We start from the raw sequence: 11,437 nt of genomic DNA, 5'->3' as shown, positions 1-11,437 counted from the left end.
GTTCTTTTTGATACAGATATGTTTAAAAAGGACGAAGTCAATTCTCCGTCCTTTCAAATTATACAATCTCGATATAAACTCGTTTACTTTCCTTACTAGCAACTGCTTGCACGACAGAACGAAGAGCTTTTGCCACTCGTCCTTGCTTGCCGATGACCTTCCCCGTATCATTAGGATGTACAGATAGTTCATAAACAATACTGCGGTCATCTTCTTTTTTGGTGATTCGAACTTCTTCAGGTTGATCTACGAGAGCCTTTGCAATGGTTTCAATTAAATCTTTCATTGATTGGCCTCCAATCAGAACATATTATTTTTGTTTTGATTCATGGAATTTAGCTAAAATTCCAGCTTGGCTGAACAAGTTACGAACGGTATCAGAAGGTTTAGCTCCTGTTTGTAACCATTTTAATGCTTTTTCTTCGTTGATGTTTACTGCTGCTGGTTGTGTAATAGGATTGTATGTTCCAATCTCTTCAATGAAACGTCCATCACGAGGTGAACGAGAATCTGCTACTACTAAACGATAGAATGGTGCTTTGTGTGCTCCCATACGCTTTAAACGAATTTTTACTGCCATAATTAATTCCTCCTAGAAATTATATAAGTTATTTTTATTTAAGAGAAAAACGGAAACTTAAATCCTTTTTTCTTCTTTTTCGATGTCATTTGAGTCATTTGTTTCATCATCTTTTTCATGTCCTCAAATTGTTTTAACAATCGGTTTACATCTTGAACAGATGTACCACTTCCCACGGCAATACGCTTTCTGCGGCTTGCATTAATCATTTCGGGATTCTGCTTTTCTTCTCTTGTCATGGATCGAACGATGGCTTCAACCTTCCCAATCGCTTTCTCATCCACCTTGAGATCCTTTAGCCCCTTCACTTTCCCCGCACCTGGCATCATGTTTAAGATTTCATCCAAAGGTCCCATGTTTCGAACCTGCGACAATTGCTCTAGAAAGTCGTCAAAGGTAAATTCCATTTTTCGAATCTTTCTTTCTAGCTCTGCCGCTTTCTCCTGATCAACTGCACTTTGTGCTTTTTCAATCAGGGTGAGGACATCTCCCATGCCTAAAATACGAGAAGCCATTCGATCAGGATAGAAAGGTTCTAGAGAATCTAGCTTCTCTCCCATACCTACAAATTTTATAGGTTTGCCTGTAATTGATTTTACAGATAGCGCGGCTCCACCACGTGTGTCACCATCAAGCTTCGTTAGGACAACTCCCGTTAGCTCTAGCTGTTCATTGAAGCTCTCCGCAACGTTGACCGCATCCTGACCCGTCATCGCATCAACCACAAGCAAGATTTCATCAGGCTTAACCTCTGTTTTGATGTTATTCAATTCATCCATCAAAGCTTCATCGATATGCAAACGCCCTGCTGTATCAATTAGTACGTAATCACAATGCTCTTCTTTTGCCTTAGCAATGGCTTGCTTCGCAATCTCCACAGGGCTGACTTGGTCCCCTAGACTGAAAACAGGTGCTTTGATCTGCTCACCTAGAACCTGCAATTGCTTAATCGCTGCTGGGCGATAAATATCTCCTGCAACCAATAAAGGTTTGCGATTCTGCTTCTGCAAATGCTTCGCTAGCTTTCCTGTTGTCGTGGTTTTCCCTGCTCCTTGCAAGCCGACCATCATGACGACGGTTGGGGGTCTGTTGGCAACAGCAATCTTACTCTGCTCGCCCCCCATTAAGGCTGTTAATTCCTCATTAACAACTTTTACTACCTGCTGACCTGGAGTGAGGCTCTTTAAAACCTCCTGTCCAATCGCTCTTTCCTTAACGTTATTGATAAACTCCTTTACGACTTTGAAGTTTACATCCGCTTCTAAAAGGGCGATTCGAACCTCGCGCATCATTTCCTTGACATCCGCCTCATTTACTTTTCCTTTTCCGCGGATTTTTTTAAGCGTTTCTTGCAGTCGGTCGGCCAATCCTTCAAATGCCATAATGCCGCCCCCTAATCTACATTTTTCAATGCAGTCACTAAATTTCTTACCTGATCTACTTTTATTTCAGAACTCTCATGCAGGAGTTCATCTAACTCATCGATAATTCTGGCTCTCTGGTCATGCTTGGCTAAGAGCTGTAGATGAGATTCATATTGCTCCAAGAGTTGTTCTGCACGCTTTAAATTTTCAAATACAGCCTGTCTACTTACCTGAAATTGTTCTGCTATTTCACTCAGAGAAAGGTCATCATGGTAATAATACTCCATATATTTTCGCTGTCTCTCTGTAAGTAGGTTTTGATAAAAATCATAGAGTAGATTCATATGGGTTGTTTTCTCAAGCATGAGTATCATCTCCCCTTCAAAACCATACACTGCATCTGACAAGGTCATAACCTTTACACAAAATAGATCATACATGAGAAAATAATAACTGTCAAGTTTTTTTCTTGTCAGAGACCCTTTTTCCCTAGACCTCTTCTTTCTCCACTTGTTCTTCAATAATTCCAGCAAATAAGGCATGAACGAACTGATCTGGATCAAATGGCTGTAAATCGTCCATCTTCTCACCTAGCCCTACATACTTCACAGGAATATCTAGTTCATTACGAATAGCAATGACAATTCCACCCTTTGCTGTACCGTCCAGTTTCGTTAGAACAAGTCCAGATACGCCAGCCGCTTTCCCAAAAATTCTTGCTTGAGATAGGGCATTTTGTCCCGTTGTGGCATCAAGCACGAGCAACGTTTCATGAGGTGCTTCAGGGATCTCTCGTTGGATCACTCGATAGACCTTGCTTAACTCTTCCATTAAGTTCACTTTGTTTTGTAGACGTCCCGCTGTATCACAAAGTAAAATATCTACTTGCCTTGATTTCGCTGCTTGAATGGCATCATACATAACTGCCGCAGGATCACTGCCAGCCTGTTGCTTAATCACATCGACTCCTGTTCTTTCACCCCAGACCTCTAGCTGCTCAATCGCCCCTGCACGGAACGTATCGCCTGCTGCGAGTAAGACCTTTTTGCCTTGTGATTTAAACATATGTGCCATTTTCCCAATTGTTGTTGTCTTCCCGACACCATTCACACCTACAAACATGATGACAGTCAAGCCTTGCTCGGCAAAACGAAGCTGGGCATCCTCATCAGACTTATGCAGAAGCTGCGTTAGCTTTTCTGAGATGAGAGGCTTTAATTCGTTACTTTCCTCTATCTTTTGTCGTTTCGCTTCCATTCTCAGCTCTTCTACTAGCTCCATCACCGTATTCACACCTACATCCGCTTGGATCAGTAGCTCTTCAAGCTCTTCAAAAAATTCTTCATCTACTTTACGATAACGAGCCACTAAGTCGTTTACCTTTTCAGCAAACGAATCTCTCGTTTTGGTTAGACCTTCTTTAAACTTCTGAGTTACTTCTTCTGTTTTTGTAGCAATACTCTCTTTAAGCTTCTTAAAAAAATTCACAGTATTTTTTCCTCCTTCACATTATGCAGTGATTATTTTTTCTTCTCGATCTTCGAGCTTAACGGAAACAAGCTTAGACACTCCTGATTCTTGCATGGTCACTCCATACAAAACATCCGCCCCTTCCATCGTGCCCTTCCGGTGAGTGATGACAATGAATTGAGTCTGATTGGAAAACTCTCTTAGGTATTGGGCATACCTGGCTACATTAGCTTCATCGAGTGCCGCTTCCACTTCATCTAATACACAGAATGGAACAGGCTTCACTCTGAGGATGGCAAATAATAGAGCCATCGCCGTCAAAGCACGTTCTCCACCGGATAAAAGAGCTAAATGCTGTAGCTTTTTACCAGGCGGCTGAGCTACGATATCGATTCCTGTTGTGAGCAAATGCTCCGGGTCAGAGAGGATAAGATCTGCTCTACCTCCACCAAACAATTGCTGAAAAACATCTGAAAATTGAGTACGCACCTGATCAAATGTTTCTTTAAAACGCTTCGACATCTCTTCATCCATTTCAGCAATGACCTGGTATAGCGTTGCCTTCGCGAGATTTAAATCGTCTTCCTGTCCCTTCAGAAATTGATAACGCTCTTCTAGCCGCTCGTATTCCTCAATCGCTCCCAAATTAACGGTTCCAAGCGCTTGAAGCTGGCGTTTTAAAGAGTCCACCTCTTGCTTGACAATAGAATACTCAGCTTCAAGAGGATAACGCTCCTTCGCCAGTTCAAAGCTAAGTTCATATTCCTCTCTCAGCAGTGTCAGATAATGTTCTAATTCCACATCAAAGCGATTCGCCTTTACCTCTTCTTGATGAGCCAATTCCTCTACCTGCCGCAAATCCTTACGAACCTGTTTCAAGACAATTTCGAGGCGCTCTACTTCATGTGTTTCTGTTTTTCTCTGCTGTCGCAGGCGCTCGATTTCTGCGGTTAGTTGTTCTTTTTCCTCTTTCTTTCGCTGAATGGTCAGCTCTAATTCATCCACTTGATCTTCCTGCTGCCCTAAATCACCTTCTAAGCGCAGAAGATGACTCTGATACTCCTGTAGCTCTATATCAATCTCCTGCTTCGTCTGTTGAAGGCGCGCTACATGCTCTACCATTCCATCGTGCTCTTGAAGCACGCGTGCTAATTCTATTTTTAGCTGTGTGATTTGATCTGCTTTTTCATCACGGTTGACTTGCTTTTCTTTCTTCATGTTTTCAAGGTCTTTTATTTCTTGTTCAATTTGCCCTACTCGATCCTGTTTATCTCTCAGCTTTTGTTCTACGGTGGATTGTTTTTCCTTCGCCAAACGTAGCTCTGTTTGATAAGAGGACATTTCCTGGTCATAAATCATCAGCTTCTCGTCTAAACGATTTTTGGAGAAATACAGCTTCGACAATTGTTCCTTCATTTCTCCCTCTGCATTTCTCTCCGTTTCCCCATGCTGTGATAATTCTTCTAACGCTTGTTCTACTTTTCGAATCTCTTGCTTTTCTGCATTTATTTTGTCTTGTTGCTCAACGATCGCTTGATCAGCCTTCTTTAGCTCTTCAGCAAGGTGCTCAATTTCACGCTCTCTTCCTAGAAGATTCGATTGGTTTTGCTTCACACTTCCCCCCGTCATCGAACCACCCGCATTGACTACATCTCCTTCTAAGGTGACAAAGCGGTAGCGATGCTGTAGTTGTTTAGCCAACTTATTTGCAGTGATTAAGTCTGTTGTAATGACAACATGCCCCAACAAATTGCTGATGACGTTTTTAAAAGCATCCTCATAGGAAATAAGCTCATGAGCCATTCCTACAAAACCAGCCGATTCTTTAAGAACAGAAAGATCATAGCTCTGAAGCTCTCTGGGCTTCATCACATTTCGAGGTAAAAAAGTCGCCCTTCCCAGTTTTCTTTGTTTTAAGAAAGCAATGGCTTGACGTGCTGCTTCTTCATTCTCTACAACGATATGCTGAAGTGAAGCTCCTAAGGCAATCTCAATCGCAACTTCGTACTCTTTGGGAACTTGAATGAGTTCCGCAATCGCACCATCAATCTGATGCAATTGTGTACCTCGCACCTTCAGAACTTCTTTTACACCATGGAAAAAGCCGGAGAAATCTTCCTTCATCTCCTGTAAAAAGAGCTGACGTCCTTTTAACTTTTCCCTCTGATTCAAATAGCGGCGATAGGTTTCCTCCAGTTGTTCACTTTGATAAACATGGTCCTTTTTCTTTTTGCTCAATTCAACAAAAGCGGATCTCATTTCTTCTATTTTTGTGGAAATAAGCTGTAGCTCGGCTTCTTTTTCCTCGATTTGACCTAGCAGCTCCGTTCTCTCCAGAACATAGCGGCCATGATCCTGATTAAGTTGACTGATCTTCGTTTGATATTGCTGTAAGGATTGTTCAATGTGGCGCATTTCATTTTTCATGGAGGCATTTTCGTTTAAGAGGTCAATGTAGTCTCCTTTTAATTGGTCTAGCCTTTCATCCACATTTTGAACGAGTTCCTGTAATGTATTCTCTTCCTTGTGAAGAATACTCTTGGATTCCTTTACTTGATTTTGAAGCTTTTCTAAGCGGTGAGAAGCTTGCTCTAATTCATTATCAGAGACTTCTTTTCGTGTTGAAAGAGTATGAATCTTTTCGATAATTTCTTTTTTATTGGTCGAAAAATTCCGTTTGCGCTCACGAATGACTTCTCTTTGACCCTCAAGCTTCTCTCCTTCTTCCGTCAACAGAAGAAGCTTTTGCTGCCAATCGTCCAACTGCTGTTCCAGTTGACTGACAGACCATTTTGTTTTTTCCAGTTGAGCATCATGTTGATTTGCTTGAAAAGCAAGGTCTTCCTCTTTTGCTTTGTATTCCTTTAATTTGGCTGTCGCTTCTTCCCACTTGCTATGAAGGCTCTCAATTAGATAAACATAAGTAGCGATTTCCTTAGAGGTTAACTCTTTCTTCACTTCTTTATATCTTATTGCTTTTTTTGCTTGCTCCTTAAGAGGCTCCAGTTGCTCCTCGATTTCATAGATAATATCTTGAATTCTGACTAGGTTTCCTTCCGTTTCATCTAGCTTACGCTCTGCCTCTCGTTTCCTTGATTTATATTTCACCACACCAGCCGCTTCTTCAAAAATCCCTCTTCGATCCTCAGATTTTGTACTTAGAATTTCTTCAATACGTCCCTGTCCAATGATCGAGTATGCTTCTTTTCCTAACCCTGTATCCATGAACATCTCTGTAATATCCTTAAGGCGGCATGATTGCTTATTTATAAAGAATTCACTCTCTCCAGAACGATAGACTCTTCTAGTTACAGTAACCTCAGAATAATCGATATCCAAAGAGCGATCTGTATTATCTAAGGTTAATCCAACCTCAGCATAGTTGACAGCCTTTCTGGTATCACTTCCAGCGAATATGATATCCTCCATCTTCGCACCACGCAATGATTTGGCTGACTGCTCTCCTAAAACCCAACGGATCGAGTCAGAAACATTGCTCTTTCCGCTCCCGTTAGGTCCCACAACGGCTGTAACACCTGGTACAAATTCTAGTTCTGTTCGATCTGCAAAGGATTTAAATCCATATAACTCAATTCGCTTGAGGTACATTCTGCTTCCCCCTCAAAAGTTGTCAAACTATTAACCCTTCTATTTTATCATAGAGCTTTCAAGCATCCAAACATCTATTTTGCCCTTCTCTTCTTACAAAAAAGTAAAAAACAGTACATACTTACATCTCTCTCCTGTCTAACAAAAGGATGAAATGTCATACGTACTGTTGATCTCTTCATTGATTTTAGCTTGTAGATAAGAGCTGGCTCATGTGGTACGTCTGCTTTCGCCCCGCTGAAATGACGGTTACGCATTGTCTGGGTTCATTTCGATCCAACTCAAGGATCACTGACTGTGTAAGCTGATTAATAAAGCCTTTCCATCGGCTTCCTTTCCTTCCTCTAAGCGCCGTTTCATCTGCTGGATGAATACGAATGATCTCAGGAACAGCTTCAGCCTTAATCACTTGTAAAAGATCTTCAAAAAGATAGCCTTCAACAAGCTGCCTAAAAGCGGGATGAAAAGGACCAGCAATCACCGTTCCCTCTTCTCGTAAATCTTCGGAAGGCTGTAACCCCATACGAATGACCGGAACATTAGCCTGCATAAAGACAAGCCACATTTTGGCTACTCTTTCTATGGCTTCATCCATCGTCATAGGCTGATAACGCCCTAAGGCATAATCCCATTCTAGCTCTGTCCCTTTAATGACTAAAGTAGGATAGATACGAACAAAATCTGGCTTTAATTTTGCTACCTCTACTGCTGAGTAAACACTGTACTCCAACGTATCACCAGGTAACCCCGGTAATAGCTGCAACCCTAGCTGAAAAGAAGGGTGCTCCTTAATGAGCGTAGCCGCCTGTTTGGTATGCTCCACAGTATGCCCACGCTTCGTCCGATCCAAGACTTCTTGAATCATTGACTGGGTCCCCAATTCAATTGTGGTTACTCCATACGAATCAAGGTAACGTAAGATCGATTCATTAATATAGTCAGGGCGTGTCGATAATCTAATCCCATGCACTTTGCCTTGGTCAATATATTCTTTTGCAACAGCTAAAAGCATCGTTTGATAGCTCCTAGGCAAACCGGTAAAGCTCCCTCCAAAATAGGCAATTTCCACATGGTCATCCTTTGACATGGTGTTTAATTGAGAATCAATCGTTTCGCGTACTTGATTTTCGTTCAATTGATTTTCTCGTTTTTGTCCTGTAATTCTTGCCTGATTACAAAAGACACAGTCTTGTGGACAGCCTTGGTGAGGGACAAACAAGGCAATATTTTGATGTTTAGCCACGTTACATCGCTCCTAATTGGTGTAGCGCTTTTTCAGCTGCACGCTGTTCCGCTTCCTTCTTCGATTTTCCTGTACCTACTCCCATAGATTGATCATTTAGAAACACTTCAGAAACAAACTCTCGGTTATGAGCTGGTCCCTTCTCTTGAATGATCTGATAGGAGATTTCCCCTAGATTATCATGCTGAATGAATTCTTGCAATTGACTTTTATAGTCAATTACTTGGGAAAATTGCCCTTCAGTTACCTTTGGAAAAACATAGCTCGATAAGAAGCGATATACCGCATCTAAACCTTGATCTAAATATAAAGCACCAATAAATGCCTCGAAAACATCGGCAAGAAGAGCTGGGCGCTCTCTTCCGCCAGTCATTTCTTCCCCTTTTCCTAACAGAATTAGCTTGCCAAATTCAAGCTGATCGGCAAATTTAACTAGAGAAGGTTCACAAACAATCGCTGCTCTCAGCTTCGTCATTTCTCCTTCACTCATTTTAGGATAGTGAGTAAAAAGGTACTGGGACACTGTCAATTCTAAGACAGCATCCCCTAGAAATTCCAGCCTTTCATTATCACGAAAAGGCTGGCCACGATGTTCATTTACATAAGAAGAGTGGGTAAAGGCTTGAACAAATAGAGCTTGATTAGAAAATTGAATGCCTGACTTTTCTTGAAATTCCTTTGCTTTACTTTTAAATTCAGCCATCCTAGGTCCTTTTCCTACTCTTGATTTGCGTGCTTTTGAATTTGATTTAAACCGATTCTTTCTGATATTCTCTGAGGATGATGGTTGCATTATGACCTCCAAACCCAAGGGAGTTTGACAGTGTTACTTTCACCTTGGCTTTTCTCGCTTCATTTGGAACGTAATCTAAATCACATTCTGGATCAGGAAATTCATAATTGATGGTTGGTGGAAGAATTTGATCTCTAATCGCTAGAGCAGAAATCACTGTTTCAATTCCTCCAGCAGCACCTAATAAATGGCCAGTCATTGATTTAGTAGAGCTTACAGCTAATTTATAAGCATGTTCACCAAATGCCGACTTAATGGCCGCTGTTTCAAATTTATCATTATATTCAGTAGAGGTACCATGGGCATTAATGTAATCTACATCTGTTGGTTCAATTCCCGCGTCAGCCATCGCCTGTTGCATGGATCGAGTCGCCCCTTCACCATCTGGAGCTGGACTTGTCAGATGATAAGCATCTCCACTCATTCCATAACCAATGACTTCAGCAATAATGTTCGCTCCTCTAGCAAGAGCATGATCTAGTGATTCGAGGATCACAACACCCGCACCCTCACCCATAACAAAACCATCTCTTTTGGCATCAAAAGGTCGGCTTGCTTTTTCAGGCTCTTCATTGTGAGTACTCATAGCTCTCGCCGCATTAAAGCCAGCTAGACCTGTTGGACGAATCGAGGCTTCAGCTCCTCCAGCAATCATTGCATCTGCCTGCCCTCTCTTAATAATATGGAAGGCATCCCCAATCGCATGAGTTCCCGTAGCACAGGCACTAATCGCTGCACTATTGGGTCCCTTCGCTCCTGACATAATGGATACTAAACCAGATGCCATATTGGCGATCATCATCGGAATAAAGAATGGGCTTACACGTTTAGGTCCCTTTTCAAGCAGGATGGAATGCTGTTCTTCCCAAGTTTGTAGCCCTCCAATTCCAGAACCTACGTAGACTCCAATTCGATGTGCATTTTCTTCTGTAATTTCTAACTTTGAGTCCTCTAGGGCACGCTTCGCCGCTGCTACACCAAATTGTGCGAATCGATCCGCTCTTCTCACATCTTTTCGATCCATGTATTGCTCAGGATTAAAATCCTTAATCTCTGCTGCAATTTTTGTAGGGTACTCACTTACATCAAAAGATTCAATTCTAGAGATACCAGAGTTCCCCTTAACAATATTATCCCAAAAAGTTGGAATATCTTGCCCTAAAGATGTAATGACTCCACATCCGGTTATTACGACTCTTTTTTCCATCTTTACTCACCTCTATATAATAAACAGTTATCATCTCAAACTGTTGAATAATGTCCTTAAATTTAAATGAAAGTCCCGCAGTTGATAACGCGGGACTTATTAAAATTATAGCTGAGAATCTATGTAAGCTACAACTTCTCCAACTTTAGAGATTTTTTCTGCTTCTTCATCAGAAATTTCAAGATCGAATTCATCTTCAAGCTCCATTACAAGCTCAACAACATCAAGAGAATCTGCTCCTAAATCGTCTTTGAAAGAAGCTTCTAGAGTTACTTCTGACTCTTCAACTCCAAGTCGCTCAACAATAATTTTTTTTACTCTACTAAAAGTATCTGCCATGCTTGTCACCTCCTCTCACAGATTATAATAAAAATTAGACTCAGACACAATATTCGTTAGATGTTTTCTACGATTATTTCATGCTCATTCCGCCATCAACAGAGATGGTCTGACCCGTAATATAAGCACCAGCATCAGAGGCAAGGAATAAAACCACTCTGGCAATATCTTCAGGTGCTCCAAGGCGCCCTAAAGGAATCTGGGTCTGTAGCTCTTCCCGAATCTCCTCAGATAAAGCAGCCGTCATATCCGTTTGGATAAAACCAGGAGCAACTGCATTCACCGTGATCCCTCGAGAGGCTAGCTCGCGTGCTGTTGTTTTCGTTAACCCAATCACTCCAGCCTTTGCCGCGACATAATTGGCTTGCCCGGGATTTCCTAAGATCCCTACTACAGAAGAAAGATTAATAATTCGACCAGAGCGTTGTTTCATCATTGGTCTTGTGGCAGCCTTAATGCAATTGAATACACCCTTGAGATTTGTATTAATAACGTCATCCCACTCGTCTTCTTTCATCCGCATTAATAGATTATCTCGAGTTATTCCAGCGTTGTTAACCAAAATATCTAGCTTGCCAAACGCTTCTAGAACGATCTTAAACATCTCTGCTACAGATTCAGTATTTCCAACATTCCCTTGTACTACAAGCGCCTTTCTTCCGAGCGCCTCGACTTCCTGAGCTACTTGCCTTGCTTTATCCTCGCTACCAGAGTAATTAATTGCTACATCCGCACCTGCTTTGGCAAGCTCCAGAACGATCGAACGACCAATTCCTCGTGAGCCACCCGTTACAAGGGCTACCTGTCCTGTTAGGTTCATATTATCTCTCCT

Annotated in this window: 11 protein-coding genes; all 11 read right to left on the bottom strand. The window is 41.7% G+C overall.

Features of this window, described 5'->3' with window-relative positions; genetic code table 11:
- Window positions 1-58: 58 nt before the first annotated feature.
- Window positions 59-286 (bottom strand): KH domain-containing protein, encoded by a 228-nt coding sequence (locus JCM10596_RS07320; protein WP_025026552.1) that lies wholly within the window; start codon window positions 284-286, stop codon window positions 59-61.
- A gap of 24 nt (window positions 287-310) precedes the next feature.
- A complete protein-coding gene (gene rpsP, locus JCM10596_RS07315; RefSeq protein ID WP_025026551.1) occupies window positions 311-580 on the bottom strand; it encodes a 30S ribosomal protein S16 in 270 nt (89 codons plus the stop codon).
- Between the two features lie 38 nt (window positions 581-618).
- On the bottom strand, window positions 619-1,962 hold the full coding sequence (gene ffh / locus JCM10596_RS07310) for a signal recognition particle protein (protein WP_025026550.1): 1,344 nt from the start codon (window positions 1,960-1,962) through the stop codon (window positions 619-621).
- 11 nt (window positions 1,963-1,973) lie between these two features.
- The gene (locus tag JCM10596_RS07305) at window positions 1,974-2,309 is read right to left on the bottom strand and encodes a putative DNA-binding protein (protein ID WP_025026549.1); all 336 of its coding nucleotides are present in this window, start codon (window positions 2,307-2,309) and stop codon (window positions 1,974-1,976) included.
- Between the two features lie 124 nt (window positions 2,310-2,433).
- Window positions 2,434-3,432: a signal recognition particle-docking protein FtsY gene (gene ftsY, locus JCM10596_RS07300; protein ID WP_025026548.1), complete on the bottom strand. Its 999-nt coding sequence runs from the start codon at window positions 3,430-3,432 to the stop codon at window positions 2,434-2,436.
- A gap of 21 nt (window positions 3,433-3,453) precedes the next feature.
- Window positions 3,454-7,023 (bottom strand): chromosome segregation protein SMC, encoded by a 3,570-nt coding sequence (smc, locus tag JCM10596_RS07295; RefSeq protein ID WP_025026547.1) that lies wholly within the window; start codon window positions 7,021-7,023, stop codon window positions 3,454-3,456.
- A 187-nt stretch (window positions 7,024-7,210) separates the two neighbouring features.
- Window positions 7,211-8,266, bottom strand: a complete 1,056-nt coding sequence (locus JCM10596_RS24420) for an elongator complex protein 3 (protein WP_025026546.1) — start codon at window positions 8,264-8,266, stop codon at window positions 7,211-7,213.
- 1 nt (window position 8,267) lies between these two features.
- On the bottom strand, window positions 8,268-8,969 hold the full coding sequence (gene rnc / locus JCM10596_RS07285) for a ribonuclease III (protein WP_025026545.1): 702 nt from the start codon (window positions 8,967-8,969) through the stop codon (window positions 8,268-8,270).
- Window positions 8,970-9,015: 46 nt separating this feature from the next.
- Window positions 9,016-10,266, bottom strand: a complete 1,251-nt coding sequence (fabF, locus tag JCM10596_RS07280) for a beta-ketoacyl-ACP synthase II (RefSeq protein WP_025026544.1) — start codon at window positions 10,264-10,266, stop codon at window positions 9,016-9,018.
- A gap of 105 nt (window positions 10,267-10,371) precedes the next feature.
- Complete coding sequence (locus JCM10596_RS07275; RefSeq protein ID WP_025026543.1) at window positions 10,372-10,605, bottom strand: acyl carrier protein; 234 nt, start codon at window positions 10,603-10,605, stop codon at window positions 10,372-10,374.
- 73 nt (window positions 10,606-10,678) lie between these two features.
- Entirely contained in the window at window positions 10,679-11,425 is a 747-nt protein-coding gene (gene fabG, locus JCM10596_RS07270; RefSeq protein WP_025026542.1) for a 3-oxoacyl-[acyl-carrier-protein] reductase, read from the bottom strand.
- Between the last annotated feature and the right edge of the window lie 12 nt (window positions 11,426-11,437).

It is taken from the genome of Caldalkalibacillus mannanilyticus JCM 10596, assembly GCF_000615945.1.
Taxonomy (GTDB): Bacteria; Bacillota; Bacilli; order Caldalkalibacillales; family JCM-10596; genus Bacillus_AT; species Bacillus_AT mannanilyticus.
Note: the sequence above shows the minus strand (reverse complement) of the source record. Positions and strands in the feature narration are given on the sequence as shown.

Coding starts and splice junctions, on each gene's coding strand:
- JCM10596_RS07320 (WP_025026552.1), bottom strand. CDS start 286: ATGAAAGATTTAATTGAAACCATTGCAAAGGCTCTCGTAGATCAACCT.
- rpsP (WP_025026551.1), bottom strand. CDS start 580: ATGGCAGTAAAAATTCGTTTAAAGCGTATGGGAGCACACAAAGCACCA.
- ffh (WP_025026550.1), bottom strand. CDS start 1,962: ATGGCATTTGAAGGATTGGCCGACCGACTGCAAGAAACGCTTAAAAAA.
- JCM10596_RS07305 (WP_025026549.1), bottom strand. CDS start 2,309: ATGCTTGAGAAAACAACCCATATGAATCTACTCTATGATTTTTATCAA.
- smc (WP_025026547.1), bottom strand. CDS start 7,023: ATGTACCTCAAGCGAATTGAGTTATATGGATTTAAATCCTTTGCAGAT.
- rnc (WP_025026545.1), bottom strand. CDS start 8,969: ATGGCTGAATTTAAAAGTAAAGCAAAGGAATTTCAAGAAAAGTCAGGC.
- fabF (WP_025026544.1), bottom strand. CDS start 10,266: ATGGAAAAAAGAGTCGTAATAACCGGATGTGGAGTCATTACATCTTTA.
- JCM10596_RS07275 (WP_025026543.1), bottom strand. CDS start 10,605: ATGGCAGATACTTTTAGTAGAGTAAAAAAAATTATTGTTGAGCGACTT.
- fabG (WP_025026542.1), bottom strand. CDS start 11,425: ATGAACCTAACAGGACAGGTAGCCCTTGTAACGGGTGGCTCACGAGGA.